Below are 26,828 nucleotides of genomic sequence, written 5' to 3' on the forward strand. Positions count from 1 at the left end.
GCAGGGACGTGAGGGTTGCCCTCCAGATCACCTGCGTCAACGACGCCATGTTCCCCGACACGGGGAAGGCCGTCGTGCGGCTGCTGCGCCGTCTCGGGGTCGACGTCGACTTCCCGGGCGCGCAGACCTGCTGCGGGCAGCCGATGGTCAACACCGGCTACCTCGACGAGGCGGTGCCGGTGGTGCGCGCGTTCGTCGACGCCTTCGCGGGGTACGACGCCATCGTGACGCCGTCGGGTTCCTGCGCCGGGTCCGCCCGGCACCAGCACTCGATCGTCGCCGAGCGGTCGGGCGACCCCGCCCTGGTGGCAGCCGTCGCGGAGACGGCGCCGCGGACCTACGAGCTGACCGAGTTCCTCGTCGACGTGCTCGGCGTGACCGACGTCGGTGCCTACTTCCCGCACCGGGTGACGTACCACCCGACCTGCCACAGCCTGCGGATGCTCGGGGTCGGCGACCGGCCGCGGCGCCTGCTCGAGGCGGTGCGCGGCATCGAGCTCGTCGAGCTGCCGAACGCGACGGAGTGCTGCGGCTTCGGTGGCACCTTCGCCCTCAAGAACGCCGACACCTCGATCGCGATGGGCGCCGACAAGGCCCGCCACGTCCGCGACACCGGCGCCGAGGTGCTGGTCGCCGGCGACAACTCCTGCCTGATGCACATCGGCGGGATGCTCTCGCGCCAGCGCGCGGGGGTCCGCGTCATGCACCTCGCGGAGATCCTGGCCGCCACGGAGGGAGCAGCATGAGCGGCACCTTCGTCGGCATGCCGGCGTTCCCGACCGCCGCGCGTGAGGCGCTGGCCGACACCCAGCAGCGGCGCAACCTCGCCCACGCCACCCGCACCATCCGCGACAAGCGTGCGGCGGTCGTCGCCGAGGTCGAGGACTGGGAGGGGCTGCGGCTCGCCGGCGCCGCGGTCAAGGAGGCCGCGCTGCGCGACCTCGCCACCCACCTCGAGACCCTCGAGGAGTCCCTGACCCGCGCGGGCGCGATCGTCCACTGGGCCCGAGACGCCGAGGAGGCGTGCGCGATCGTCGCGCAGGTCGCCCGCGACCACGGCGTCGACGAGGTCGTGAAGGTCAAGTCCATGGCCACCGGCGAGATCGGTCTCAACGAGGCGCTGGAGGCCGAGGGCATCGCCGCCTGGGAGACCGACCTGGCCGAGCTGATCGTGCAGCTCGGCGACGACCTGCCGTCCCACATCCTCGTGCCTGCGATCCACCGCAACCGGGCGGAGATCCGCGAGATCTTCCGCCGCCGGATGGGTGACGTCGGCCGACCCGCGCCCGAGGCCCTGACCGACGACCCGGGTGTGCTGGCCGGGGCGGCGCGTGAGCACCTGCGGGAGAAGTTCCTCCGCGCCAAGGTCGCCGTGAGTGGCGCCAACTTCGCCGTCGCCGACACCGGCACGCTCGTCGTCGTCGAGTCCGAGGGCAACGGCCGGATGTGCCTGACCCTGCCCGAGGTGCTGGTCAGCGTCGTCGGCATCGAGAAGGTCGTTGCCACCTGGTCCGACCTCGACGCGATGCTGCGCCTGCTGCCGCGCTCGTCGACGGGGGAGCGGATGAACCCCTACACCTCGACCTGGTCGGGCGTGACGCCCGGCGACGGCCCGCAGGAGGTGCACGTCGTCCTGCTCGACAACGGCCGCACCCGTGCGCTCGCCGACGACGTCGGCCGCCAGGCGCTGCGCTGCATCCGCTGCTCGGCCTGCCTCAACGTGTGCCCGGTCTACGAGCGCGTCGGCGGCCACGCCTACGGCTCGGTCTACCCCGGCCCGATCGGCGCGATCCTGAACCCGCTCCTCCACGGCGTCTCGGACGAGCAGACCGCGTCGCTGCCGTACGCCTCCTCGCTCTGCGGTGCCTGCTTCGAGGTCTGCCCGGTGCGGATCGACATCCCCTCGGTGCTGGTCGACCAGCGCGCCGCCGTCGTCGACTCCCACCGCGGCGACCGCGTGCCGCGGAGTGGGTCTCATTGGCAGGAGGCGGTCGCGATGAAGGCGGCCGCCTGGACCTTCTCCGACTCCCGCCGCCTGCGCTGGGCAGAGCGTGCCTCCGGCCTGGCGGGGCGCGTCATCGGCCGCTTCTCGCGTACGACGCTGCCGGGTGGCCGCGCCGCGGCCGGACGCCTGCCGGGGCCCGCCGCCGGCTGGACCGGGGCGCGCGACCTGCCCGCGCCGCCCCCCGAGTCCTTCCGCGAGTGGTGGGACCGCACGGACGGGGGCCGTTCATGAGCGCCCGCGACGACATCCTGCGGCGTGTCCGCGAGGCACTGGACGGCGTGTCGCCCGCCGTCGAGATCCCTGCGGCCCCACGGGCGCCCGACCGCGGGGACCTCGTCGCGCTCTTCGTTGAGCGCGTCGAGGACTACCGGGCCATCGTCACCCGCTGTGCAGCCGACGAGCTCGAGCAGGTGGTCCGCGACGCCCTCGGTGAGGCCCGCGCCGTCGTACCCCCCGGCCTTGGCGTAGAGGTCGCCGGCGCCACGGTCGACGACGGCCTCACCGCCACCGAGCTCGACGCCATCGACGCCGTCGTCACCCGCGCCGCCGTCGGGATCGCCGAGACCGGGACCATCGTGCTCGACCACCGGCCCGACCAGGGCCGCCGCGCGATCAGCCTGGTGCCGGACCTCCACGTCTGCATCGTCGACGCGTCGCAGGTCGTCGCCGACGTGCCAGACGCGATCGCCGTCCTCGACCCCGCCCGCCCGCTGACCTGGATCAGCGGCCCGTCCGCCACGAGCGACATCGAGCTCGACCGGGTCGAGGGCGTCCACGGCCCGCGCACGCTGCACGTGGTGCTCGTCGGCTGACCTCCTGCTGCCGTGGACCGGTGATCCCGCCCGGCCTACGGGATCGCGTTGACCTGCTCCCAGTCCCGGGTGGGCCCGTTCCACCGCTCCAGCACCCACGGCCACTGCTCGCGGAGCTCGCGGGGCCGCATCTGGTTGCGGCTCGCGGCCCACTCGCGGGCGGCCTTCTCCGCCTCGCGGCCCGTCACGGCGGTGAAGTCGCGCAAGGTCCGGTCGCGGTCGGGCGGGTCCTGCGGCCCGGGCGCATAGGCGACGCGGTACATCACGTACATGAGCCCTCCTGTGTCCATGCCTCCACCTCTTCAGGAGGGCGGGCGAGGGGCTTTGATACGTGCTCAGGGACCGACCGTCAGCCGCGCCGCCTCGTCGGGGCGCTGGCGCAGGACGTCTGGCAGGAGGTGCTCGAGGACGCCGACCTCCTCGACGTTGTGCCGCACCCAGGCCTCGGCCATGGCCTCCGGGAAGACGCGCGTGGTGAGGTGGCGGTTGACTGGGCTGAACGTCCGCAGGCGGCAGCCGAGGTCCATCACGCTCACGTAGTGCGTGCCCTCGGGGCCCCACGACCAGGTGTGCTCGAGCTGGAAGACCCGGACCCCGGCGATACGGCGCACGAGGCGGATCCCGGTCTCGTCGAGCTTCTCGACCCGCTCGACGGAGTCCACGCGGAAGCGCTCGTCGCGCCCGAACGCCTCGACGATGCGATAGCTCGCGCCCTCGTCGGCGCCGCCGCTCGGCGCGGGACGGGCCAGCTCCCACGCGACGTGGTCGAGCGGATGCCACGCGAGGTAGCCCGACATCCGCTCACCGGCGTACTCGATCTCGTCCCCGATGTGGCGGAACCACCACAGCAGCATCGATGGCGTGACGCCGGCCAGCGGCTGGTGGTCGATGGTGACCCGGATCCGGTGGTGGGACAGCCGGCGCACCGCGCTGCGGGCCGAGTCCGTGGAGCGCAGCGGGTGGAGCACGGGCCGCGGCTCGGGCAGGGGCATCGGTCGGACCACGGCGCACACCTCCGGTCGGCGGGCTCCCACGGTAGGGCGGAGCCGCCGTGCGTGCCAGAGGTCACCCCGCCGAGGGAGGCCGCGCCTTGGCCGGGCTGTGAGACTCGGTCCCATGGAGCACCGCACCCTCGGAAGGACCGGCCGCGAGGTCTCGGTCGTCGGACTCGGCACCTGGCAGCTCGGCGCCGACTGGGGCGACGTCAGCGAGGCCGACGCGATGGCCGTGCTGGAGGCGTCGGCCGAGGCCGGCGTGACGTTCTACGACACCGCCGACGTGTACGGCGACGGCCGCAGCGAGCAGCTGGTCGGCCGCTTCGTCGCCGCCCACCCCGACGCCGGCTTCACCGTCGCGACCAAGATGGGCCGGCGCATGGACCAGGTGCCGGAGAACTACGTCGAGCAGAACTTCCGCCAGTGGCTCGACCGGTCGCGCCGCAACCTCGGCGTCGACACCATCGACCTCGTCCAGCTGCACTGCCCGCCGAGCGAGGTCATCGACGACGGCGCGACGTACGACGTCCTCGACCGCCTCGTCGACGAGGGCGTGGTGGCGGCGTACGGCGTGAGCGTCGAGACCGCCGCGCAGGCGCTCAGCGCGATCGCCCGGCCGAACGTCGCCAGCGTGCAGATCATCCTCAACGCCTTCCGCATGAAGCCGCTCGACGAGGTGCTCCCCGCGGCGGCCGACGCCGGCGTCGGCATCATCGCCCGGGTGCCGCTGGCCTCGGGGCTGCTGTCCGGCAAGTACGACCTCGACACGACGTTCGCCGACGACGACCACCGGACCTACAACCGCGACGGCTCCGCGTTCGACGTCGGCGAGACCTTCTCCGGCGTGGACTACGAGACGGGCGTCTCCGCCGCTCAGGAGTTCTCCTCGCTCGTGTCCGACTCCGGGCTCGACGTCACGCCGGCCCAGGCCGCGATCGCGTGGATCGTGCAGCAGCCGGGCGTCTCGACCGTCATCCCGGGCGCGCGCAACGTCGACCAGGCGCGGTCCAACGCCGCCGCCGGGCTCGTCGGCGAGCTGCCGCCTGCCTTCCTCGAGGGCGTGGCCGACCTCTACGACCGGCGGATCCGGGAGCAGGTCCACGCTCGCTGGTGAGCCTCGGCGGTGCCACAATCCGACCATGACGGGACGGGCACATCCGGGGGTCGACGCCTACATCGCGAAGCTGCCCGAGTGGCAGCAGGCGATCTGCGAGCAGCTGCGCGAGATCATCTGGGCCACCGATCCGGAGATCGAGGAGACGATCAAGCGGACGGTCCAGCCCTACTTCGTCCTCGACGGCAACGTCTGCGCCCTGCTCGCGACGAAGGACCACGTCAATCTCTTCCTCTACGACCCGACGGTCAGCGACCCCGCAGGGGTCATCAACCAGGGGCACGACAACCTGACCGCCCGGTCGATCCAGGTCTACCGGGACGACGCGATCAACCGCGAGGCGGTCACCGGGATCCTGGCCCAGATCGTCGAGCACAACCGGCAGGGCGGTTGGCGTCGGCTCAGCCGCTCCTGACCGCGCGGGCCGCGGCCTCGCTGGTCTGATCCATGTCGACCGGGGGCGCCCGCTGCGGTTCCATTGCAGGCATGGCTGACATCGTCCTGGGCATCCTCGCCATCATCGCCGGGGGCGTCATGCTCGTCGCCGGCCAGTTCGTGCTGCGGTTCGTGATCCCCATCTGGGGCTTCTTCGCCGGGTTCGCCTTCGGCGCCGGCCTCGTCGCCGGGATCGCCGACGTGCGCTTCCTCAGCACCGTGCTCGGGTGGGTGCTGGGCCTGGTGTTCGCGGTGGTCTTCGCGGTCCTGGCCTACCTCTACTACTACGTCGCCATCGTCCTCGCGATGGGCGCGGCCGGGTTCGCGATCGGCTCGGGCCTCATCGTCGCCCTCGGCATCACCTGGAACTGGCTGGCCGTGCTGGTCGGCCTGGCCGTCGGCCTCGTCCTCGGCCTGGTGTCGGTGTTCACCAACGTGCCGATGATGCTGCTCGTCGTCGTCGGCTCGATCGCCGGTGCGGTCGGGGTGACGGGCGGCCTCATGCTGCTCGTGGGCTCCCTGAACTCCACCGACTTCAGCCGGGGCGACTTCACCGACCGCGTCTCGGACAGCTTCGGGTGGACGTTGCTCTTCCTGGTGCTCGCCCTCGCCGGCATCGTCATCCAGGGCATGCAGCGGGCGCTGAGGAGCCAGACCATCCACGAGACCTGGTACGTCGAGAGCCGCTGACCGGGGCTCAGGCAGCCGCGAAGCGGTCGACGTCCCACTTTTCCCGAAGGGTTCGGGACTCCCGTCCCGTGTGCGGCGCGCGAGGAGCGCCCATCCTCGAAGTCACGGATCGTGGAGGGAGACGGGACATGGACACACACGCGGGCACGGCCCTGTTGCCGAAGAGGCTGGTGCGCGTCATGCCACCGGCGACGGGGAGGTGGAGGTCGGGCCGGACGAGGGCGCCGCACCTGGCCCTTGCCGGCTTCGCGCTCGTCGCGCCGCTGCTCCCGGCCGTGCCGGCGGGTGCCGTCGCGGGGACGTGCGAGGGCAGGCCGGCGACGATCCTCGGCACGCCGGGCGACGACACGCTGACCGGGACCAACGGCGACGACGTGATCGTCGGGCTGGGGGGCGACGACACGATCTCGGGGTTGCTCGGCAACGACGTCATCTGTGGGGACGAGGGGACGGACCGCCTGGCTGGGCTGGCGGGCGACGACCGCATCCTCGGCGGGTTCGACAGCAAAGCGGGTGGCGACGTCATCTGGCCGGGCGCGGGAAACGACTACGTGGACGCCGGCCTCGACCCGCTGACGCGCGACGACTTCTCCCTCCCCGCCGACACGGTGCTCTACTCGGACCTCCTCGGCGCCGGCTTCCCGGGCGGGATCAGGGCGGACCTCACCCCGGTCGGCGGGATGGGCACCGTGGCGGAGCCGTCGGGCACCGACCAGATCGCGGTGACCGAGGCCATGGCCGTCGTGGGCACCCGCACCGCCGACGTGATGATCGGCTCGCCGTACCTCGACGTGCTGATCGGCCGCGGCGGTGCCGACCGGATCGACGGCGCCGGAGGCAACGACACGCTCGTCTCCGACTTCAGCAACACGGACGCCGACCCGGCGACGGACGCCCCGGACGAGATCGTCGGCGGCCCGGGCATGGACTGGATCCGCCTGGGACAGGCGGGAGGTACGGCGCGTGGCGGGGGCGACCCGGACCACCTCGAGGTGCACCCGGAGACCGCCCCGGCGGTCCTGCGCGGTGAGGCCGGGTGGGACGAGATCCTGGTCGAGGCCGTGGATGACGTCGACGTCGACGGTGGGGGAGGCTCCGACAACATCTTCTTCAGGCTGGCCCGCTCGTCCCGCGGGATGTCGGTGGACGGTGGGGGCTCCCGTGACCTCGCCCTCCTCAACGTGCGCAAGGGCGGCTTCGCGAAGGGCTCGACGATCACGGTCGACCAGGGGCGCGGGGTCCTCCGGACCAGGGCGCGGGCCGGCCAGGTGCGCAGCCTCGAGGTCATGGCGGTCTTCGGCAAGGACGAGCGCTGGCGCTTCCGGGGGACCCCCGGCAACGACGACCTCTTCCTGCAGGGCGGTCGCAGCCTGGAGGCCGTGATGCGCGGTGGTCGCGACTCCGTCATCGGCACGCGCGGGCCGGACGTGCTCGACCTGGGCACGGGGCGCGGCGACTTCGCGAACGGCCGTCAGGGCAACGACACCTGCCTCGGCGCCGAGCGGGTCAGGAGCTGCGAGAACGTGAGGTCCAGCCGGTCGGACCGAGCCGCGGTCGACGAGCGGGGACCGTTCGAGCGACTCGCGCGTGGCCCTCGGGTCGTGCCCCGGGCGCTGGTCGAGCACGCCGGGCCCGAGCGGTGACGGGCCGCTACCGCTGCGGCTCGAGGGTCGCCACCCACAGCTCCTCCGCCGGCCACGCCGTCGCCCACTCCGGGGACACGATCTCGTAGAAGGGGTGGTCGAGGCCGGCGGCAGGCGCGTACAGCTCGTGCATGGCCTCGACGACGAAGCCGGAGCGGCGCAGCTGCCTGATCCACTCGCCGTGCGAGGGATGGAACTCGAACCCGCCGCCCGGCCACTGGACCCGGTGGACCTCGCGCTGGCCGCGCAGCAGCCGGTCCTGGGCCACGCCGCCCTCGGCCGGGACGCACAGCGTCGACAGGTTGCTGTTGGTCAGGAAGACCAACCGGCCGCCGGGCCGCAGCAGCCTGGCGACCTCGGGCAGCCAGCGCTCCGGGTCGCACCAGGCTGCGGCGCCGTGCTCGCTCACGACGAGGTCGAACTGCCCGCCGGCCAGCGGCACCCGCTCCGCGTCCCCCTGGACCAGCGGGAAGTCGGGACCGAGCCGGGTCTGGAGGTGCCGTGCCGTGGCGAGCTGCTCACCGGAGAAGTCCAGCGCGACCGGCCTGGCGCCCGCGCGCGCGAGCCACGCGGCGACGTACCCGGTGCCGCAGGCGAGATCCAGGACGTCGAGGCCGCGGACGTCGCCGAGGACGCCGAGCTGGTGCTCGGGCACGGTGAACAGGCCCCACGCCATCTCCGCCCGGCGCCACATGCCCTCGGCCGCGGCGTCGGTCCAGCGCTCGTTCACGATCGCCCAGAGCCTCCGGTTCTCGGCGATCTCTGCGGCCCTGTCCTCCGACATCGCTTCAGTCTTGCAGCCTTGGCGGAGCACAATCCAAGGATGGCGGTCACGGAGGACGAACGGGGTGCGGCAACGAGCAGGGCGGCCGGCGCCTGGGGCTGGGCCTTCGTCGTGCTGCTGCTGCTCAGTGCCGGGATGGCCTCGGTGCCCGGCGGGTCCGACTCCGACTCGACGGTGCGGAGCTTCTACACCGCCCACGCGGGCGTGATCGTCGCCGCGCAGGTCACCAGCCTCCTGGCGTCGGGCACCTTCGTCCTCTTCGCCCTGACGTTGCGGGGGCACGGGCGCAGAGCGAGTCGTGGGCGCGTCGAGGCGGCCGGGTTGGCGGTCGCGGCCGCGTCGGTCCTGACGGTCGTCCCGCCGTTGTGGCTGACCGTCGTCGCCGACACCGCCTCGGACGATGCGGTGCACCGGCTTGCCGTGGCGTCCGACCTGGTGGACGTCGTGCTGTTCCTGGCGATCGGTGCCTTCGGTGCCGCGCTGGTCACAGCGGCGCATGCCACCTGGTTCAAGGTCCTCGCGGCCGTGGTCGCGGTGCTGTCGGTGGCCCGAGCGGTCACCTCGCTCCTCGGCTCGGACCTGCTGGAGCTCGCGGCACCCCTGGCGTTCGTCGCGCTGGTGGTCGTCGTGAGCACCCTCGTCCTGATGGGTCGTACGCCCGTCGCGCGCCGGTAGCCGGACGCGGACCCTCAGGCCGGGTTCAGGGTCGCCCGCATCGCGGCGACGTGCGCCGGCGTCGAGCCGCAGCAGCCCCCGACGAGGTCGATCCCGAGCTCGGCCAGCCGGGTGGCGTGCGACGCCATGTCGTCCGCGGTGGCGTCGTACTCGAAGTGGTCACCCACCACCTGCGGGAGGCCGGCGTTGGACTGGGTGATGAGCAGGACGTCGCCGGTGCGGGCCTGTGCCATCTCCGCGGCGATGAGCTCCATCTCCGCGGGACCGCGACCGCAGTTGGCGCCCACGGCATCGGCACCTCCCGCGGCGAGGTGCACCACGGCGTCGCCCGGGCGGACACCCATCATCGTGCGCAGGTTGGTGTCGAAGCTCATCGTCACGACGACCGGGAGGTCGGGCGCGACCTCGCGTGCCGCGGCGAGGGCCGCATCGGCCTCGCCGAGGTCGCTCAGCGTCTCGACCAGCACCAGGTCGATCCCGCCCGCGAGCAGCGCGGTGAGCTGCTCGGCGAAGAGCGCCTGGGCCTCCTCGCCGGTGAGGGTTCCGAGCGGGGCCAGCAACTCGCCGGTCGGGCCGAGGTCGCCGGCGACGAGCACGCCGTGCTCGTCCGCCACCGATCGTGCGATCTGCGCCGCCTCCCGGTTCACGTCGCCGACGCGCCCACCGAGTCCGTGCAGGTCCAGGCGCGGCCGGGTGCCCCCGAAGCTGTTGGTGGTCAGCACCTGGGCCCCCGCCGTGGCGTACGCCGCGTGCGCCGCGCGGACCGCTTCGGGGTTCTCGAGGTTCCACAGCTCCCCGGGCACGCCGTCCTCGAGGCCGCTGTCCTGGAGCAGCGTGCCCATGCCGCCGTCGAACAGGACCGGACGGTCGGCGCCCAGCAGCGCCTTGAGCCGGTTCACGAGCCCAGCTCGTCGAGGTAGGCGGCGATCCTGTCGGCCGGCCACGCGGCGTCGAGCTCGGCGGCGACCCGGTCGAGCACCTCGCTCGGCGTCCCGTCTGCCTCCGTCCAGGGAGACCGTTCCCAGCCCGCCAGGTAGTCGTCGGCGCCGGTGTCACCCAGCCGCATCGCGGCCTCGTCGATCGCCTCCTGGAACCGCGGCGCGAGCTCCGACTTCACCGTCTCGTCGTCCGCCCGGGCCGCGACCATCGACGGGAGGTCGCGCCACCGGGTCACCTGGTAGTCCGCCATGTCTCGCACTGTAGTTCCGGCGGTGTGTCTCCGAGGGGAGCGTCCAGATCAAGGCGACCGCGACGTGCGAGTCTCGAGCAGTCGGCGCACGACACGCTCGATCAGGGCGTAGTCGGCCTCGGGGTACGGCAGCTTGAGCGTGCCTCTCGCCCCCGCATACGACGCGAGGTCGGCGTCCAGGTCAGGATCGCCCGCTGGTGGCACGGGGTAGACCTCGCGCTGCTCAGCGGGGAGCGATGAGAGGTAGTCGTCGACCGACGCGAACTTCGGCATGAGGGGGAGTATGTCTCGACGACGACGCCCACTCCGCGTCAGCGGCGCACCTCGCACTGCCGGCGCTGCTCGCCGCTGATGCACCGGTCCCGCCCGGGACCACCGACGAGCTGGTCGCGACCGGGACCGCCGACGAGGAGGTCGTCGCGCGAACCGCCCACGAGGATGTCGGCCCCTCGTCGCCCGTACGCCTTCACCTGCATGCCACCGCTCACCGAGAGCCGGTCGCGCCCGGGGCCGCCCAGGTAGGTCAGGGGGCCGGGACGCCCGGAGAAGCTGAGGCCCTCGACGCCCTCGTAGCGCGCACGCCTGGTGCCGTCGACCGTCACGCGCTTGCGCGGCACGTCGACGACGTACCGCGAGCCCCGCGGGAACTCCGACTTCGGCGCCCGCAGGCGGACGACGTCTCGTCGCCCGTCGCCGCCGTCGACCTCGATCTTCCTCCCGCGGATGAGATCCGCGTCGACCTCGTCGTCGCCCGCACCGCCGTGGACGCTCGCGCCGAGCTCGGCAACGAGGTAGTCGTCGCCACCACCGCCGCCGATCGCGCTGCCGCGTCCGCGCGCCTCGACGAAGTCCCGCCCACCGTCGCCGTAGAGCCGATCGCGTCCCTCGTCCGGCGACATGACGTAGTCGTCGCCATCACCGCCGCGCACCACGTCGTCGCCCTTCCCCGGCTCGAGCTCGTCGTCACCGCCCAGCGCGTGGATGCGGTCGTCGCCGGCGCCGCCGACGATGCGGTCCGGCCCGTCCGTCCCGGTCAGCACGTCGTCGTAGGCCGAGCCCACGATCCCGCCGGAGAAGGCCGGCACCGCGATCGTGTCCGTGCCCTCGCCCGTCGCCGTACCGGCCACGAGGTCCACGGTCACCGGACCGGGCGCGTCCTCGTAGACGACCCTGTCGTAGCGGGCCGGACGGTCGACCTCGTCGACGTTCGCCGACGCGGGGTCGTCGCCCAGGTCGATGACGTCGTTCCCGGGACCTGGCACGAGCGTGTCGCCGAAGTAGCCGTCGTCGGGGACGTAGTAGTCGTCGAGGCCGCCGAAGAGCCGGTCGTCCCCCGGCCCGCCGACCAGCCAGTCACCGTTGCCGAGCCCGCAGATCGTGTCGTTGCCCGCACCCCCGTCGATCCGGTCCTGGGCGTACGTCCCGAGGATCACGTCGTCGCCCGGCGTGCCGGTGGTCGGCGCACCGGGGACGGCGACGATCGTGGGCACCTTCCCGTCACAGGTCGTCTCGGCCGTCGCGGGACCAGTGGCCAGGCCCACGATGCCGAGCGGCGCCAAGGCGATCAACGAGACAGTGATGGGCATGCGTCGCATGGCTCTCCTCCGTGTGGGTCGGCCGCCGTCCGTGGGCCGTGACATGTGGGACGCACCGATGCAGCCGGGAGTTGCGGGTCGACCCGTCCTGGTTCCGCCCGCGGGCGGATTGACGCCTGGCGGGTGAGGGTGTCTATTGGTGGGGTCGGCTCGGCGGCCAGACGCCAGGGGGGCAGACGATGACTGCAGCGACCTACCTCGACGGCAACTTCGCGCCGGTGGCCACCGAGCTGACCGCCACGGACCTCGAGGTCACGGGCGCGGTGCCGCCGGACCTGGCGGGCAGGTACATCCGCACCGGACCGAACCCCTTCGCAGCGGACGCTGACACGTACCACTGGTTCGCGGGCGACGGGATGGTGCACGGCGTCGACCTGCACGGCGGCAAGGCACGCTGGTACCGCAACCGCTGGGTGCGCAGCCCGGAGGCCAGCGCGCACCTCGGTGAGTCCCCCGTGCCGCACGAGGACGGCGGGTGGTACGCCGGCTCGGGCAACACCAACGTGTTCGCCCACGCCGGCCGGATCCTGGCCGTGACGGAGGGGTCGCTGCCCTATGAGCTGACGGGCGACCTGGACACGGTCGCCACGCGCAACTTCGGCGGCCCTCTCCCTGCGGGCATCAACGCTCACCCCAGGTTCGACCCGAACACAGGCGAGATGCACGTGATGAGCTACGGCTTCGACAACCCCGCGTTGCGCTACCACGTGATCGACTCGTCCGGGGAGCTCAGCAGCACCGTCGACATCGACCTCCCGGCACCGGTGATGCTCCACGACATGGGACTGACCGCCTCCCGGGTCGTGCTCTTCGACCTGCCTGTGCTCTTCGACCTGGAGCTCGCCCTCCAGGGCGTGGCCCTGCCGTTCCGCTGGCGACCGGACAACGGCGCCCGGGTCGGGCTCCTGCCCCGGGCCGGCACCGGGTCCGACGTCGTGTGGATGGACGTCGAGCCGTGCTTCGTCTACCACCCGCTCAACGCCTTCGACGACGGCGACCGGGTGGTCATCGACCTGGTGGTGCACGACCACGCCTTCACCGAGAACGGCGAGCCCGTGTCCGATCGCCCCCGCCTGGAGCGTTGGACGATCGACCCGCGCGCACGCAAGGTCCTCACCGAGACCATCGACGATCGCGGCACGGAGTTCCCGCGCGGGGACGAACGACTCACGGGTCGCCGCCATCGCTACGGCTACACGATCGGCGCGGCCTCGGTGCGCGACCTGGGCGCGCTGGATGATCACCCTCAGACGGCGGTGCGCAAGCACGACCTCCTCGGCGGCACCACCGTCGAGGTCGACCTGGGCTCCGGCCGCATCGCGAGCGAGATGGTGTTCGTCCCGGCTGGCAGCGCGGCTGGCGAGGACGACGGCTGGCTCATGGGCTACGTGTACGACGCCGCGCGCGACGCCAGCGACCTGGTGATCATGGATGCCCACGACTTCGGGCATCCGGTGGCCTCGGTCCATCTGCCGGCCCGGGTGCCGCAGGGATTCCACGGGAACTGGATCCCCGACTCCGCTCTCGTCTGAGAACGACGCCCCGCACGCCCGCTCCGGCCCGTGCCGCCTGGCTCGTTCTTCGGTCCGGAGGGACGGTGCGCTCCTACACTCACCCCCGTGCACCTCGACGACTACCTGACCAGTGACGCGACCGACCTGGCAGCGCTGCTCGCCGACACGCAGGTCACTCCGGCCGAGCTGCTGGCCCTGGCACGTCGGCGTGCCGACCAGGTGAACCCGCACATCAACGCGATCACCAGGACGCTGGACGACGTGGCAGACGCGCGAGCCGCTGAACCGCTGACGGGTCCCTTCGCGGGCGTCCCCTTCCTGGTGAAGGATCTCGCCCAGGAGTACGCCGGGTTCCCCACCACCAATGGTTCGCACGCGCTCGCGGACGACGTGGCCGACGAGCACGCACTCGTCACCCAGCGCTTCCTCGACGCCGGTCTCGTCGTCTTCGGCAAGACCAACACCCCTGAGTTCGGAGCCAAGGGCATCACAGAGGACGACCTGCTGGGACGGGCGCGCAATCCGTGGAACCTGGCCCACACCCCGGGCGGCTCGTCCGGTGGCTCGGGTGCCGCCGTCGCTGCGGGCATCGTCCCGGCGGCCGGCGCGAACGACGGCGGCGGGTCGGTCCGCATCCCCGCGGCCTGCAACGGCCTGGTCGGGCTGAAGCTCAGCCGTGGCCTCACCCCCTACGGTCCGCAGGGCAGCGAGATGATGTTCGGGATGGTCACCCAGGGCGTGCTCTCCCGCAGCGTCCGGGACAGCGCCGCACTGCTCGATGCCATCGTGGGCGCGCCGACCCGCTACGCGGCGTACGCCGCAGCGACGCCCGATCGTCTGCTCCCGGACCTCGACCGCCCGCCCGCGCGTCTGCGGATCGGCTTCACGCACTCCTCGGCCATCAACCCCAGCCCGGACCCCGAGGCCGTCACCGCTGTCGAGGGCGCCGCCCGCCTGCTCGCCGAGCTCGGCCACGAGGTCGAGGAGGTCGACGCACCGCACGACGACGACGCCCTGGCCCGTGACTTCCTGAGCATCTGGTTCGCCCAGCTCCACGGTCAGATCAGCCTGATCAAGCACCGACTCGGTGCGTCCGACAGCGCCTTCGCGGCCGACTCGCTCGCGGCAGCGGAGATCGGCCGCGCCGCCGGCGTCGGCGCGCTCTTCGCGGCGTTGGAGAACGTCAACCGGCACATCCGCGCGCTCGACGACTTCCACCAGCGGTACGACCTGTTGCTCACGCCGACCCTGGCGAAGCCGCCGCTGGAAGTGGGCTCGATCGACACCCCGCCGTTGCTGCAGCGGGCCTCGCGGATCATCGCCAAGGTGCGCGCCGGCAAGCTGCTCAACGCGACCGGCATCCTCGACCAGCTCATCTCCGAGAACCTGGGCTGGGTGCCCTACACCCAGCTGGCCAACCTCACCGGCCGTCCCGCGATCTCCGTGCCTCTGCACTGGACCGCCACCGGCCTGCCCCTGGGTGTGCAGCTCGTCGGCCCCCTGGCCTCCGACGGACTCCTGCTGCGTCTCGCCGCGCAGCTGGAGCAGGCACAGCCGTGGTTCCACCGGTATGCCCATCTCGACCCGGCACTGACCGTCTAGCGCACGGACCCGTGGGACCGAGGGCGGCGCCCGTACGGCCCTTGCATCCCCACGGGTGATTCGTGGACGCGAGGAGTCCGCAACGGTGGGGGCTTCCATCCCACGAAGGAGCAGAGATGTCTGATGACGCCAAGGCGGCCAAGGAACTGGTCGAGACGTTGAAGGACGGCGAGCGGGGCTTCGCCGACGCGGCCGAGAAGCTCCGCGACGGCGAGCACCCCGAGTGGGCCACGACCCTGCAGCGCTTCTCCGACCAGCGCGCAGGATTCTGGCGCGAGATCGTCGACATGGGTCATGACTACGGTGACGACGTCGACGAGAGCGGCTCCGTCGCCGCGGCGGTCCACCGCGGTTGGATCGCGCTGAAGGATGCCGTGTCGGGCGACGACCCCGAGGCCGTGCTCAAGGCGGCCTTGACCGGTGAGGACCACGCCGTCTCGGAGTACGAGGACGCCTTGGAGAAGGACCTCAGCGCGGGGTTCCGCGAGGTCGTCGTACGCCAGCAGGCTGCTGTGGTCGCTGCCCGGGACGAGGTCAAGGCGCTCCAGGTCGCCAGCTAGCCGCGTCGCCCGGCGTCGCTGAAACATGGCGGCGTCGGGCGTGGCGCCACCACGGCGCGGCGTGACTGACCGACGCGGCTCAGTCCTTGCCGGCTCGCGGCAGGTCGAGGTCGTGATCCTCGATGAAGTCGTCGATGTCGGCCTGGCTCGTGTGGCCCTCTGCCAGGGCCTTCTTGGCCGCCAGCAGGTGCTCGTTGGGGGCCGAGAGCTCGAGCGCGATGTTGTCGGGGTCGCGGAAGTTGAGGTGGAAGCCGAACTCCATGTCGCGGATGGGCGTGTACGTGACGCCGAGCTCGTCGAAGCGACGCTCCCACTCCTCCAGGTCGGCTCGCGACGCTGCAGTCATGCCGAGGTGGTCGAGGCCGGTCGTGAGCTCGGTGAAGTCGCCGCCGCGCGCGCCTTCGTGCTTCATCAGGGACAACGTGAAGCCGGTGTCGGGATGCATCAGGATCCGGCCGTACCCGACATCCAGCACCGGCACGAAGTCGAGCACCGTGACGTAGAAGTGCTGGCTTCGATCGAGGTCGCACACCGTCAACGACACGTGGTCGATTCCCGCGAAGCTCACCATCTCCACATCCTCCGTCCTCTCCCGCGCGATGACGATCGCCGCCACCGAGCGGCACCACCATCATCTGCTCCTCGGAGCACGACAAACAGACCCAGCTGCCGGAGCGAAGACGACCGGCGGCGGTCATCCGGCGCGACACCCGACTCCTTGCCCGCGGGCCGGCCGTGTCCGGCGCTCACGAGCGGGGGGTCACCAGCGCCGGGATCGGCCCGCCCGCCGTCATCGTGAAGGGTACGGCCAGAGGGAATCGTGGCTCGAGGGACTCGACCCGCACCGCCCGGACGATGGTGGCCAGGCCGAGGGTCGCCTCGAGCATCGCGAAGTGGTCGCCGATGCAGGAGCGCGGCCCCGCACCGAACGGGAGGTACTGCCAGCGGTCGCGGCCGCGGGAGTGCTCGGGGAGGAACCGGTCGGGGTCGAACCGCTGCGGCTCGGGCCACAGGGCCGGGTCGGTGTGCAGCGCCATGATGCCCACGACGACGTTGCTCCCGGCCGGCACCCGCCAGCCGTCCACGATGACGTCACGCATGGCCAGCCGCGCCACGACGGCGGCGGGCGGGCAGAGGCGCAGCGACTCGTGGATGACGCGGGTCGCGAGCTCGAGCGCGGGAACGTCGTCGGCGTCGAGCGTACGGCGGCCGAGCTCGGCGGCCTCGGCGGCAACCCGGTCCTGCAGCGTCTGATCCCGGCCGAGCGCCCAGAGGCCGTAGCACAGGGTGGTGGCGGTGGTGTCGTGCCCGGCGATGAGGAACGCAGAGAGCTCTCCGCGGATGTCCTCGTCGGTGAGCGGCTGACCCGTCTCGGGGTCCCGTACGTCGAGCAGCAGCCGGATCAGCTCCGCCGGATGGTCCGGGTCGCGTCGGCACTGATCGACCGCCTCGTCGATCACGGCGAAGAACCGCTCCCTGGCCCGGGCGAAGCGTCGGTTCGCGGGCGTGGGCCACCTCGCCGGAACCCGGACCGGTGCGATCCCGCGATCGGTGAAGTACTGCAACAGCGTGGCAAAGTCGCCTGCCATCGCCTCCGCTCGCGGGCCGAGGTCCTGGCCGAGGACGGATCGGCCGAGGACCTGCAGCGTCAGCCGCCGGGTCAACGGGTCGAGCTCGACCCGTCCGGTGTCGACGGCCCGCTCGGCGGCGAGCTGGGCCTCGGTCGACATGTGGACGGCGAAGTCCCGCACGTGCTTCCTGGTGAACAAGGGTTGGAGCGCGCGCCGGCGCGGCGTCCAGGCCTCGTGCGGGAGGTTGAAGAGGTTCAGGCCGACGTGCTTGGTCTCCTCGTGGACCTGGACGCCCTTGTCCATCGCCCCGTCGAAGCCGGCCAGCACGTCGTGGGCGCCGGCGGGTGAGGTGACGATGACGAACTGGGGAGCCACCCGCCGGGGCCCGATGGGCACGCGTACGACCGGCCCGCCGTGGTCGCGCAGGACTGCCGCGCCGGTGTGGAAGTTGCGCAGGGCGTCGAGCCGCTCCCCCAGGCCGAGACCGACCACCTTCGGTGGGAGTGGTGCCGTGACAGCACCTGGCGATGCCATCTCACCATGGTCGCACCACCGTCAGCGCTGCACCAGACACCCCGTCCGGGCGACGTCACTCCATCGAGGCACCGGACGCGCGGGGCGACGGCGTCGCCTGGTCGTGGCGCTCGGCAGGTGGCGGATCGCAGTGCTCCAACCAGCGGTACGCGACGGGCTGGCCCTGGTTCCACGCAGCAGCTTGTACGTCATCGACCTCGCGGAACCCGCTTCGCCGGTACAGGGCGAGAGCGCGGTCGTTGATGGGGTCGACGCGCAGGAAGCAGGAGGATCGGGCACTGGCTCGGGCCAGGGCGACGAGTCGTTCGACGAGGTGGGCGCCGACGCCGTTCCCTCGGCGGTTCGGGTCGACGATCAAGCGGGCGACCTCCTGCTCGTTCTCCTCCTCGTCGTCCCACAGTTCGCCGTAGGCGACGGGATGTCCCTCCGGGTCGACGAGCAGCCAGGGCTGGACGTCGTCCGGTTCCCACCACTCGAGCACCACGGCCGGGTCGATGGGGTGCCAACCGGCGATCGTGGGGGCATGGTGCGGTGACGGCGTGGTCAAGGCCCACGAAGCCATGTCGTACGGAGGCATGCCTGTGTGTCCTGTGTGCTCGTGGGATGAGGAGGTGTCCGCGCCTTCGTGGCGAGCCCGGGGCTACGGGTGGACGGGAGTCAGCCGGCCACCCGTTCGGTGAACGCGCTGGCGTGGGCCGCGACGAACTCAGCGAGCGGTGTCGCGGCCCGGCCGGTGACGCTGGCGACGCTGTGGGTGGGGACTGACTGATCGCCGCGGCGCAGCGAGTCGTACACACGGACCACTTCTCGTGCGCCCGCCTCGGGTACGCCAGCCGACACCAGCCCTGCGACGGCGTCCTGTGGAGTCACGTCGACATAGCTCACGTGCCGTCCTGTTGCTGCCGTCAGTGCAGCCGCGACCTCGTGGTGGGTGACTGCCGCGGGCCCGGTCAGCTCCAACACCCCTGGCTCGAAGTCGGAGTCCTGCAGTGCCCGTGCCGCGATCAGGGCAACGTCACCCGGGTCGATCATCGCGATCCGCGCGTGGCCTGCCGGCGCCAGGAGGAGGCCGCGCTCTCGAATCGGGGTAGAGGCTGCGAGCAGGTTGCTCATGAGGAAGGTCGGCCGAAGGAGCACGCTGGGCACCCCAGTGGCCGCCAGGTACGCCTCGACCTCGGAGTGGGCCCGCCAGAAGGCGTTGGACGCCTCAGGGTGCGCGCCGCTCGCCGACACCTTCACGAGTCGATCCAGGCCGACGGCGGATGCTGCATCGATGACGGCCTGCTCGTGGTGCACCTGATCGGGACCGTTGGCCGAGACCAGGAACACGCGGTCGACGCCTGCGAGGGCAGCGCGCACGCTGGCGGGTTCTGCAAGGTCGCCCTGGACCAGGTCAGCGCGGTCGCGCACGACCCCGGCTGCTCGATCCGGGTCTCGCACGAGTGCGCGGGGGCGGACACCCTCGTCGGACAGGAGGTCGAGGAGGCGGCTGCCGATCGTGCCGGTGGCGCCGGTGACGAGGATGGTCATGCGGGTCCTGCTCTCTGGTGGGTGTGGGTGCGTGCGGTGTCGTTGTCCCGTGAGCGGCCGACCGCTCAGTCGCGACGTGCGGCCACCAGCCACGTGGCCGAGTCGAACTGCACGCCGTCCGGGCCGGCATGAGCGGCCAGCGTGTCGCGAAGGGCCTGTAGCGCTCGGGGTCGATCTGCAGGTGGGCGCTTCTGGAGCATCCACGCGAGCAGACCCGTGAGCAGCTCCTGGGCTTCGTCGATGCTGCGCCCGTACGTCGTCGGCCCCGTCAGCCCCGTGATCTCGATGCGGGAGAAGCCTGTCGTCCCGAGCAGGCCGTTCACGTCGTCCGGGTCGCTCATCGAGAAGGGTCCAGCCGCCCCCCGAGGAGGTGCCGGCACCACTCCGAGCAGCGCGGACGCGAACGCGCCGAACCAGGGATTCGCTGCGGGTGGCTGCCACGTCAGAAGAGTCAGTCGTCCCCCGGAGCGCATGGATCGCGCGATGTTGGCGAACGCCTCTTCGGGCTGTCCGAAGAACATGGCTCCCGTGCGGCTGATCACCGCATCGTGCTCCTTCGGCACGAAGGGGTGCACCTGGGCATCGGCGCGGGCGAACGTGGCACGCGTCAGTCCTTCGCGCGCGGCCAGGCCCCGCGCCACGTCGATCATGCTCGAGGACAGGTCCACGCCGAACGCACTCCCCTCGCCAGCAGCTCTGGCTGCGGCACGGGTCGTGGCGCCCGTCCCGCACCCGATGTCGAGGACCCGGTCACCACGTCGGATGTCAGATGCTCCTTCGAACGCCGCCTGGTAGTGCCCGAGGACCGCGTCGAGCTGCTCGTGGCGTGCTGCCCACAGCTCCCCCTCGTCGCCGTCCCATGCGTTCGCCTGGTCCACGTTGGTCACGTGCACGTCCGAGTTGGTCAATGTCCCTCACTAGGTAGGTCGTGAACGTCAAGAAGGCACGGGACCCAACAGCTCGATCCCGTTCTGCTTCGCGACCTCCAGCACGTCCTGCATCGTGGGCGCGCCCGTGGCCGCCAGCGCAGCAGCGGCTCGCGTGAACCCCTCCATGGCCGCGCCCGGAGCATGTACGCAGAACGCGACGGCCGGTTCGGTCGACTCGTTGCGAATGGTGTGGGGGGTGTTCCCGGCCAACGCCACCGTCTGCCCCGCGCCCGCAGTGCGCCTCGTGGTCTTGCCGTCGGAGGTGGTGACGTAGAACGTGAACTCGCCCGACAGCACCCGGTACACCTCGCTCGGCGCGTGCCGGTGCATGACCGGGGGCCCTCCGCCCGGGGGCATCCGGAGCTCGACGGCGAACAGGTCACCGCCAGTCTCGGCACTGGTCGCGAGCACGACCGCTTCCTCGGCACCGACGCGGAGCGTCTCCGGCATGGGCGATATTTCGACAGGTAGCATGTCCATGTGACCAACATAGACAGGCAGCATGTCGATGTCAACGTGCGCGGTGCGCCTGAACGCGACGACGGGCCGCGCAACATCGTCGTCCAGCTCCGCGAGGCGTACGCCACCCTGAACGCCTTGGTGCCCGAGCGCCTGGTCGACCACGGCTTCCTCGACTTCCGACCTGCCCACAGCAGCGTCTTCGAGCATCTGGATGACAGCGGCACGACGGTGAGCACGTTGGCCGAGCGCGCCACGATGACGAAACAGGCCATGGGCGAGCTCGTGGCGCATCTGGAGGCGGGCGGCTACGTGGTGCGCGTTCCCGACCCGAACGACCGCCGCGCAAAGCTCGTGCTGCCCACCGATCGCGGCCGCGAGGTCTACCGCGTCGCTCGCAGCCTGGTTCCCGAGCTGCACGAGCAGATCGCCGAGCTCCTCGGGACGAAGCGCTTCCTCCAGCTCCGCAAGGACCTCGACCTCGTGCAACGGACATTCGCGTCACGCCGGGACACCTGATGGGTCATCCGTCGCGATTCGCGTCGTCGGTGCTCGGCGGGAGTGCGGGCGCCGGGGCCGAGGTCCGCTCGGACCCGTACGAACCCTCAGTCGGCGGTCCATGCCGGAGGATGTCCCCGTGACCCAGGACCCGACCCGCGACGTGAGCTCCGGAAGCATGCCCGACGGACGTGACGTCCGCCTGCTCACGATCGGCGCGGAGCCCGGTCCCGTGGTCGAGGTCCTCACCCTCGGCGCGGCCGTCCACCGGCTGGTGGTGCCGTGCGGGGACGGCGAGCGGCGCAACGTCGTGCTCGGTCATCCCGACGTCGAGGAGCGGCTCGCGAGCGGGGACTACATCGGCGGCGTGATCGGGCGGTACGCGAACCGCATCGCCGGGGGTCGCTTCACGCTCGACGGTCAGGCGGTCGAGGTGCGCACCCACGACCGGGGCAACAGCCTCCACGGCGGGCCCGAGGGGTTCGACGTACGCCTCTGGGGCGTCGAGTCGCACCAGGCGGACGAGCTGGTGCTGACGCTGGTGAGCGAGGACGGCGACCAGGGGTTCCCCGGCACCGTCACGACCCGCGTCACCTACCGGGTCGACAGGGCCACCGTGCGCGTCACGATGAAGGCGACCGCCGACGCCACCACGGTGGTCAACCTGACCAACCACGCCTACGTCAACCTCGACGGGGAGGGAGCCGGGACGATCGACGGCCACGAGCTGCTCGTCGAGGCCGACGAGTTCACCCCTGTCGACGCGACCGGCATCCCGACCGGCGGCCACGCGCGCGTCGACGGCACCCCCTTCGACTTCCGCGCGCCGACCAGGATCGGTCCAGCCGTCAGGACCGAGCACCCGCAGGTCGTCGACGCGAGGGGCATCGACCACAACTTCGTCATCCGGGGCAGCGGCCTGCGTCGAGCGGCGAAGCTGACCTCGGACAAGACCCGCACCACCGTCGAGCTGTGGAGCGACCAGCCGGGCCTGCAGGTCTACACCGGCAACTTCCTCGACGGCACCCGCCGCTCGACCACCGGCGGCCGCTACCGCCAGGGCGACGGCGTCGCGCTCGAGCCGCAGCTGTTCCCCGACTCGCCCAACCGGCCCGAGTGGCCGTCGGCGACGCTGCGTCCGGGGGAGACGTACGTCGCCCACCTCGAGTGGCGCTTCGGCACGACGTCGTGACCGGGTCGGCATAGTCGGCGGGGTCCGTGCGTTGGGGCCCACGAACACGTCCCCGACGAAGGAGAAGCGCGATGCGTGCCGTGGTCTACACCGAGACAGGCGACAGCTCGGTCCTCGAGGTGGTCGAGCGCGAGGCGGCCGAGCCGGGACCCGGTGAGGTCCGGGTGCGGATCGTCCGGGCCGGCGTCAACCCGACCGACTGGAAGTTCCGCGCCGGCGGGATGGGCGAGCTCGCCTTCCCCGAGGTCGTGCCCGGCCAGGACGGTGCCGGCGTCGTCGACGCCATCGGGCCGGACGTCGACGGCCTCGCCGTCGGCGACCGGGTCTGGACGATGCTGGCGCAGCACAAGCGCCCGGGCGGCACCGCGCAGGAGCTGGTCGTCCTCCCCGTCGGCCACCTGACGAAGCTGCCCGACGCGGCGTCGTACGACGTCGGCGCCTCCCTCGGCGTCCCCGCGATCACCGCCCACCGGGCCCTGACCACCTCCGAGGACGGGCCCGACCGCCTCGCCCCGGGCGCGCTGTCCGGTCGCACGGTGCTCGTCGCGGGCGGCGCGGGCGCGGTCGGCAACGCCGCGATCCAGCTGGCGCGATGGGCCGGCGCGACCGTCATCGCCACGGTCAGCAGCGACGACAAGGCCCGCCTCGCGTCCGCCGCCGGCGCGCACCACACGGTCAACTACCGCGAGGGCGACACCGCCGACGCGATCCGCGGCCTGGCGCCCGACGGCGTCGACATCGTCGTCGAGGTGGCACCGGCGCAGAACCTCACGCTCGACGTGGGCGTCATCAAGCCGCGCGGCACCGTCGCGATCTACGCCAACAACGGCGGCGACGAGGTGACGTTGAGCGTCCGGCAGACCTTCTCGACCAACGCCCGCTTCCAGTGGGTGCTCCTCTACACGGTCGGCGAGGCCGCGCTGCGCCGGGCCGCTGACGACATCACGGCCGCGCTCGCCGACGGTGCCTTCGGGGTCGGCGAGGAGCACGGGCTGCCGCTGCACCACTACCCGCTCGAGCGGACCGCCGAGGCCCACGCCGCCGTCGAGGACGGCGCGGTTGGGAAGGTGCTGATCGACGTCAGCGACGCCTGACGAGCGCCGCGCCCGGCGCGCTGACCTATCGCGACCGCCGGGGGAGCAGGTCGCGCAGCAGCACCTCGCGCCCCAGCCGCTCCTCGAGCTCGGCGACCTGGGCGAGCAGCAGCTCGGCGGCGGCGAGGGCGTCGGTGAGCGCGTGGTGGGCGGAGTAGCGGGGGAGACCGTGGGCACGGCGTGCCGCGTCCAGGCGGAGCGAGCCCTGCACCTCGCCGTTGACGTCGGCGCGCAGGCGGTGCTCCAGCGCCAGGGTGTCGACGACGGTGAGCGGCGGGCGGGCGCCGTACGCCACCTCGGTGGCCGCCCCGACGAACTCCACCTCGACCGCCGCGTGGTGCGCGAGGAGCACCCGCCCGTGCAGGGCGCCCAGCAGCAGCGGCAGCACGTCGGAGAGGGCCGCGGCCCCGGCGAGCGCGTCGTCGGTCAGACCGTGGATCGTCGCCGACGACCCCACGTCGACGCCGGACGGGGGACGCACCCGGACGTCGCGCGCCGACGCCAGCAGCACCTCCCCGCCGGCGACCGTCACCCACCCGAGCGCCAGGACGTGGTCGGTGCGCGGGTCGAGGCCGGTGGTCTCGAGGTCGAGCGCGACGAAGCCCACCTGTGCCACCGGCGTCGTGCCGGGCGGTGGAGGTGCGGCCGCGAGGTCGCGCAGCGGACCCGGCGGGTAGTGCCCGGGGCCGCGCCGACGGCGACGGAGGAAGGGGAGGCGCGCCCTCACTCGAACCCCGGCGGTAGGGCGCTGGACAGGCGCTGCTGCGCCGACCGCACGATCTCGAAGGCGTCTCGCAGGTCGCGTCGCTGCCGCTGGGTGAGGTCGGCGGGGCGGAGGTGGTTGTCGGGCGTCCGCGCCGCGCGTGCCTGGGCCGCCTGGTGGTGCAGGCGCAGGTAGGACATCAGCTCGAGGGCGTCGGTGAGGTCGGCGGCCGTGTCGTCGTCGATCGTCCCGGACGCGGCCGCGGCGGCGAGCCGCCGCCGCGTCGACAGGGCCGCCGACCCGGACCGCAGGGCGTGGATGCGGGCCAGCTGCACGACCGCCGAGATCGGGCGCTTGATGTCGAGGGCGTCGCGGTGCTCGCCGTGGCGCTCGAGCACGAAGCCGCGGAAGAAGCCGAGCGGAGGCCGCATCGAGAGCGCCTGCCGGGAGAGGTGGCCGAGCAGGCGCGGTGACGCCGTCGAGACGGAGGCCAGGTGCACCTGCTCGGTGAGCTCGCGGTCGCCGGCGAGGTGACGCATGTCGTGGAAGACCGCGGTGTGCAGGACGGCGTCCGGCTGCGGCTCGCGTGACCAGTCGGCGAATCGCGCCCGCCACTGCGCGACCGTCAGCCGCCACTCCGGGTTGGTGGCCATCACCTCGCCGGGGCAGCGGGGCCAGCCGCACTGCTCGAGCGTCGCCGTGACCCGCTCGGCCAGCGCGGCGAACCACGCCCCACCCGCTTCGTCGGGCTCGGCGGCCAGCACGATCGCGTGGTCCTGGTCGGCGGTGAGCCCCTCCTCGTCGCGGGCGGCCGAGCCCAGCACGACCCAGCCGTACGGCACCGGCGGCGGCCCGAGCTCCTCCTCGACCAGCGCGACCACGCGGCGTCGTACGGCGTCGCCGAGCGCGGTGGCCACTCGCGAGACGTCCGCGGCGCTGACGTCGCGCTCGACCAGCCGGCCGAGGACGGCGTGGATGCGGGGCGCCTGCGCCACGACGCCTGCCAGGGTCGTCTGCCCGCCGATGGCCGCGGCGAGGTGGACGGGGTCGGCGTCCTCCAGCCGCACCAGGTCGGTGGTGGTCACCAGCCCGACCGGGCGGCCGGTCTCGTCGACGACGGGCAGGTGGTGGATGTCCCGGCTGACCATCTCCAGCAGGGCCTCGAACGCGAGCGCGTCGGCGGGCAGGGTGACGGGGTCGGGGGTCATCACCGACCGCACCGGGCTGACGGTCGGCAGGTCGGCAGCGAGCACGCGGTTGCGCAGGTCGCGGTCGGTCACGATGCCGACGAGCGCGAGGTGCTCGACCACCAGGACGCAGGAGACGCCGGCGTCCGACATCGTGGCCGCGGCGTCGCGCACCGACGTGGCCGGCGTGGTCGTCACCGGATCGCGGTCGACGAGGTCGGAGACCCGGGTGCCGAGCGCGGTGCTGCCGGACGTCGCGCGCTGCAGGTTGCCGATCGCCCGGGACAGCCGCTCGTGGTGGGTGGCGGCGAAGAACGTCGCGAAGTCCGGGTGCGCCTGCGCCAGCTCGTCGAACGCCGCGGGCTCGAGGACGAGCAGCAGCGTGTCCTCGACCGCGGTGCACCGGTGGCGCGCGGGCCGGTGCTCGAGGAGCGAGCTCATCCCGAAGGCCTCGCCGGTGCCGACGCGGTCGACCAGCTCGGCGGTCTCGTCGCGCACGTCCACGGCGCCCGAGCGGACGACGTACAACCCGTCGCCGCGGTCGCCGACGTCGAGGACGACGCTGCCGCGCCGGGCGTAGCGGATCGTGCACCGGCGTGGCAGGGCGGCGAGCTCCGCCGCGGGCAGGGCGTCGAACGGGGCGTGGCCGGCGAGGAAGTCGCGGACCTCGGCGAGCTCCACCTCCATGGTCGCCGACGCCTCAGAACACCTGGGGCACGAACGTCTGGTCGTGGGCCGGCGGGCGGACGTAGGGGATGTCGCGCACCTCGGGCAGCACCACGCGCGGCGGTGCCACGTCCTCGTAGTCGAACTGCGAGAGCAGGTGGGTGATGCAGTTGAGCCGCGACGCGCGCTTGTCGTCGGACGGGACGACCCACCACGGCGCCTGCTTGATGTCGGTGTAGCGGAAGGTGGTGTCCTTCGCCATCGAGTAGCGGACGTAGAGCTCACGCTCGGCGAGGTCCATGTCGGACAGCTTCCACCGCTTGAGCGGCTCGTCGTTGCGGGCCTCGAAGCGGCGCAGCTGCTCCTCGGCGCTGACGGAGAACCAGTACTTCAGGACCACGATCCCCGAGCGCACCAGCATCCGCTCGAACTCCGGGCAGCTGCGCAGGAACTCCTGGTGCTCGTCCTCGGTGCAGAAGCCCATCACCCACTCGACGTTCGAGCGGTTGTACCAGCTGCGGTCGAACAGGACCATCTCCCCGGCGGCCGGCAGGTGCTCGACGTAGCGCTGGAAGTACCACTGGGTGCGCTCGCGGTCGGTCGGCCGGGGCAGCGCCGCGATCCGCACCGTGCGCGGGCTGGTGCGCTCGGTGATCCGCTTGATCACGCCGCCCTTGCCGGCCGTGCCGCGACCCTCGAAGATCACCAGGACCTTGAGGCCCTGCGACTGGATCCAGTACTGCAGGAGCACCAGCTGCTCCTGGAGCCGTTCCATCTCGGCGTCGTACACCGAGCCCCGCAGGCGTCCCGCAGAGTTGTAGCGCTCGTCGTCCCCGGCCATGGCCCCTCCGC

30 protein-coding genes are annotated in these 26,828 nt (G+C 72.3%); 14 read left to right on the forward strand and 16 right to left on the reverse strand.

Annotated features, from left to right (window positions below; translation table 11 throughout):
* Positions 1 to 8 precede the first annotated feature (8 nt).
* From NYO98_RS00110 to NYO98_RS00120, 3 genes are read left to right on the forward strand one after another with little or no spacing between them, the layout of a single operon-like run.
* Positions 9 to 746, forward strand: coding sequence for a (Fe-S)-binding protein (locus NYO98_RS00110; RefSeq protein ID WP_407673837.1), 738 nt, complete (start codon positions 9 to 11; stop codon positions 744 to 746).
* On the forward strand, positions 743 to 2,236 hold the full coding sequence (locus NYO98_RS00115; protein ID WP_268109480.1) for a lactate utilization protein B: 1,494 nt from the start codon (positions 743 to 745) through the stop codon (positions 2,234 to 2,236). The genes NYO98_RS00110 and NYO98_RS00115 overlap by 4 nt, the downstream gene beginning before the upstream one ends.
* The gene (locus NYO98_RS00120) at positions 2,233 to 2,817 is read left to right on the forward strand and encodes a LutC/YkgG family protein (protein ID WP_268109481.1); all 585 of its coding nucleotides are present in this window, start codon (positions 2,233 to 2,235) and stop codon (positions 2,815 to 2,817) included. The genes NYO98_RS00115 and NYO98_RS00120 overlap by 4 nt, the downstream gene beginning before the upstream one ends.
* 35 nt (positions 2,818 to 2,852) lie before the next feature.
* On the opposite strand, the gene NYO98_RS00125 is transcribed toward NYO98_RS00120, so the two are convergent.
* Both NYO98_RS00125 and NYO98_RS00130 read right to left on the reverse strand, forming a co-directional pair.
* Positions 2,853 to 3,107, reverse strand: a complete 255-nt coding sequence (locus NYO98_RS00125; RefSeq protein ID WP_268109482.1) for a hypothetical protein — start codon at positions 3,105 to 3,107, stop codon at positions 2,853 to 2,855.
* A gap of 45 nt (positions 3,108 to 3,152) precedes the next feature.
* Positions 3,153 to 3,821 carry a hypothetical protein gene (locus NYO98_RS00130; protein ID WP_268109483.1) on the reverse strand — a complete coding sequence of 223 codons (669 nt, stop codon included), beginning with the start codon at positions 3,819 to 3,821 and terminating at the stop codon, positions 3,153 to 3,155.
* Positions 3,822 to 3,933: 112 nt separating this feature from the next.
* Here NYO98_RS00130 and NYO98_RS00135 point away from each other — a divergent pair, with 112 nt between their 5' ends.
* The 4 genes from NYO98_RS00135 (at position 3,934) to NYO98_RS00150 (ending at position 7,694) form a co-directional block, all read left to right on the forward strand.
* Positions 3,934 to 4,926 (forward strand): aldo/keto reductase, encoded by a 993-nt coding sequence (locus NYO98_RS00135; RefSeq protein WP_268109484.1) that lies wholly within the window; start codon positions 3,934 to 3,936, stop codon positions 4,924 to 4,926.
* A gap of 25 nt (positions 4,927 to 4,951) precedes the next feature.
* Complete coding sequence (locus NYO98_RS00140; RefSeq protein WP_268109485.1) at positions 4,952 to 5,341, forward strand: DUF1801 domain-containing protein; 390 nt, start codon at positions 4,952 to 4,954, stop codon at positions 5,339 to 5,341.
* Positions 5,342 to 5,412: 71 nt separating this feature from the next.
* Positions 5,413 to 6,051 (forward strand): hypothetical protein, encoded by a 639-nt coding sequence (locus NYO98_RS00145; protein ID WP_268109486.1) that lies wholly within the window; start codon positions 5,413 to 5,415, stop codon positions 6,049 to 6,051.
* Between the two features lie 128 nt (positions 6,052 to 6,179).
* Positions 6,180 to 7,694 carry a calcium-binding protein gene (locus NYO98_RS00150; RefSeq protein ID WP_268109487.1) on the forward strand — a complete coding sequence of 505 codons (1,515 nt, stop codon included), beginning with the start codon at positions 6,180 to 6,182 and terminating at the stop codon, positions 7,692 to 7,694.
* 7 nt (positions 7,695 to 7,701) lie between these two features.
* On the opposite strand, the gene NYO98_RS00155 is transcribed toward NYO98_RS00150, so the two are convergent.
* Positions 7,702 to 8,478 carry a class I SAM-dependent methyltransferase gene (locus NYO98_RS00155; protein ID WP_268109488.1) on the reverse strand — a complete coding sequence of 259 codons (777 nt, stop codon included), beginning with the start codon at positions 8,476 to 8,478 and terminating at the stop codon, positions 7,702 to 7,704.
* A gap of 39 nt (positions 8,479 to 8,517) precedes the next feature.
* Between NYO98_RS00155 and NYO98_RS00160 the strand changes: the two genes are divergently transcribed.
* A complete protein-coding gene (locus NYO98_RS00160; RefSeq protein ID WP_268109489.1) occupies positions 8,518 to 9,153 on the forward strand; it encodes a hypothetical protein in 636 nt (211 codons plus the stop codon).
* 14 nt (positions 9,154 to 9,167) lie between these two features.
* On the opposite strand, the gene NYO98_RS00165 is transcribed toward NYO98_RS00160, so the two are convergent.
* The 4 genes from NYO98_RS00165 to NYO98_RS00180 are packed head-to-tail and all read right to left on the reverse strand — an operon-like array spanning position 9,168 to position 11,928.
* Positions 9,168 to 10,052 carry a homocysteine S-methyltransferase family protein gene (locus tag NYO98_RS00165; RefSeq protein ID WP_268109490.1) on the reverse strand — a complete coding sequence of 295 codons (885 nt, stop codon included), beginning with the start codon at positions 10,050 to 10,052 and terminating at the stop codon, positions 9,168 to 9,170.
* Complete coding sequence (locus NYO98_RS00170) at positions 10,049 to 10,342, reverse strand: virulence factor (RefSeq protein ID WP_268109491.1); 294 nt, start codon at positions 10,340 to 10,342, stop codon at positions 10,049 to 10,051. Before NYO98_RS00170 ends, NYO98_RS00165 begins: the two co-directional genes overlap by 4 nt.
* A gap of 48 nt (positions 10,343 to 10,390) precedes the next feature.
* On the reverse strand, positions 10,391 to 10,615 hold the full coding sequence (locus NYO98_RS00175; RefSeq protein WP_268109492.1) for a hypothetical protein: 225 nt from the start codon (positions 10,613 to 10,615) through the stop codon (positions 10,391 to 10,393).
* 38 nt (positions 10,616 to 10,653) lie between these two features.
* Positions 10,654 to 11,928, reverse strand: coding sequence for a calcium-binding protein (locus NYO98_RS00180; RefSeq protein WP_268109493.1), 1,275 nt, complete (start codon positions 11,926 to 11,928; stop codon positions 10,654 to 10,656).
* Between the two features lie 188 nt (positions 11,929 to 12,116).
* Here NYO98_RS00180 and NYO98_RS00185 point away from each other — a divergent pair, with 188 nt between their 5' ends.
* From NYO98_RS00185 to NYO98_RS00195, 3 genes are all read left to right on the forward strand, one after another.
* Positions 12,117 to 13,469, forward strand: coding sequence for a carotenoid oxygenase family protein (locus NYO98_RS00185; RefSeq protein WP_268109494.1), 1,353 nt, complete (start codon positions 12,117 to 12,119; stop codon positions 13,467 to 13,469).
* Between the two features lie 87 nt (positions 13,470 to 13,556).
* Positions 13,557 to 15,053, forward strand: coding sequence for an amidase (locus tag NYO98_RS00190; RefSeq protein ID WP_268109495.1), 1,497 nt, complete (start codon positions 13,557 to 13,559; stop codon positions 15,051 to 15,053).
* 116 nt (positions 15,054 to 15,169) lie between these two features.
* On the forward strand, positions 15,170 to 15,613 hold the full coding sequence (locus NYO98_RS00195) for a ferritin-like domain-containing protein (protein WP_268109496.1): 444 nt from the start codon (positions 15,170 to 15,172) through the stop codon (positions 15,611 to 15,613).
* Positions 15,614 to 15,692: 79 nt separating this feature from the next.
* Here NYO98_RS00195 and NYO98_RS00200 read toward each other — a convergent pair whose 3' ends face one another.
* From NYO98_RS00200 to NYO98_RS00225, 6 genes are all read right to left on the reverse strand, one after another.
* Positions 15,693 to 16,184: a VOC family protein gene (locus NYO98_RS00200; RefSeq protein WP_268109497.1), complete on the reverse strand. Its 492-nt coding sequence runs from the start codon at positions 16,182 to 16,184 to the stop codon at positions 15,693 to 15,695.
* Between the two features lie 175 nt (positions 16,185 to 16,359).
* Entirely contained in the window at positions 16,360 to 17,718 is a 1,359-nt protein-coding gene (locus tag NYO98_RS00205; protein WP_268109498.1) for a cytochrome P450, read from the reverse strand.
* A gap of 55 nt (positions 17,719 to 17,773) precedes the next feature.
* Entirely contained in the window at positions 17,774 to 18,295 is a 522-nt protein-coding gene (locus NYO98_RS00210; RefSeq protein WP_268109499.1) for a GNAT family N-acetyltransferase, read from the reverse strand.
* An 80-nt stretch (positions 18,296 to 18,375) separates the two neighbouring features.
* A complete protein-coding gene (locus tag NYO98_RS00215; RefSeq protein WP_268109500.1) occupies positions 18,376 to 19,248 on the reverse strand; it encodes an NmrA family NAD(P)-binding protein in 873 nt (290 codons plus the stop codon).
* A 65-nt stretch (positions 19,249 to 19,313) separates the two neighbouring features.
* Positions 19,314 to 20,141, reverse strand: a complete 828-nt coding sequence (locus tag NYO98_RS00220) for a class I SAM-dependent methyltransferase (protein WP_326494418.1) — start codon at positions 20,139 to 20,141, stop codon at positions 19,314 to 19,316.
* Between the two features lie 42 nt (positions 20,142 to 20,183).
* Complete coding sequence (locus NYO98_RS00225) at positions 20,184 to 20,657, reverse strand: cupin domain-containing protein (protein WP_268109501.1); 474 nt, start codon at positions 20,655 to 20,657, stop codon at positions 20,184 to 20,186.
* Here NYO98_RS00225 and NYO98_RS00230 point away from each other — a divergent pair, their 5' ends adjacent.
* From NYO98_RS00230 to NYO98_RS00240, 3 genes are all read left to right on the forward strand, one after another.
* On the forward strand, positions 20,658 to 21,155 hold the full coding sequence (locus NYO98_RS00230; protein ID WP_268109502.1) for a MarR family winged helix-turn-helix transcriptional regulator: 498 nt from the start codon (positions 20,658 to 20,660) through the stop codon (positions 21,153 to 21,155).
* A gap of 118 nt (positions 21,156 to 21,273) precedes the next feature.
* On the forward strand, positions 21,274 to 22,326 hold the full coding sequence (locus NYO98_RS00235; protein ID WP_268109503.1) for an aldose epimerase family protein: 1,053 nt from the start codon (positions 21,274 to 21,276) through the stop codon (positions 22,324 to 22,326).
* A gap of 71 nt (positions 22,327 to 22,397) precedes the next feature.
* Complete coding sequence (locus NYO98_RS00240) at positions 22,398 to 23,420, forward strand: NADPH:quinone reductase (RefSeq protein WP_268109504.1); 1,023 nt, start codon at positions 22,398 to 22,400, stop codon at positions 23,418 to 23,420.
* A gap of 25 nt (positions 23,421 to 23,445) precedes the next feature.
* Here NYO98_RS00240 and NYO98_RS00245 read toward each other — a convergent pair whose 3' ends face one another.
* The 3 genes from NYO98_RS00245 to ppk2 are packed head-to-tail and all read right to left on the reverse strand — an operon-like array spanning position 23,446 to position 26,817.
* Positions 23,446 to 24,147, reverse strand: coding sequence for a 3'-5' exonuclease (locus NYO98_RS00245; RefSeq protein WP_268109505.1), 702 nt, complete (start codon positions 24,145 to 24,147; stop codon positions 23,446 to 23,448).
* Entirely contained in the window at positions 24,144 to 25,997 is a 1,854-nt protein-coding gene (locus tag NYO98_RS00250) for a DUF294 nucleotidyltransferase-like domain-containing protein (RefSeq protein WP_268109506.1), read from the reverse strand. Before NYO98_RS00250 ends, NYO98_RS00245 begins: the two co-directional genes overlap by 4 nt.
* Before the next feature lie 13 nt (positions 25,998 to 26,010).
* On the reverse strand, positions 26,011 to 26,817 hold the full coding sequence (gene ppk2, locus NYO98_RS00255) for a polyphosphate kinase 2 (protein WP_268109507.1): 807 nt from the start codon (positions 26,815 to 26,817) through the stop codon (positions 26,011 to 26,013).
* Between the last annotated feature and the right edge of the window lie 11 nt (positions 26,818 to 26,828).

The sequence above is a fragment of the Nocardioides pini genome (assembly GCF_026712185.1).
Classification (GTDB): domain Bacteria; phylum Actinomycetota; class Actinomycetes; order Propionibacteriales; family Nocardioidaceae; genus Nocardioides; species Nocardioides pini.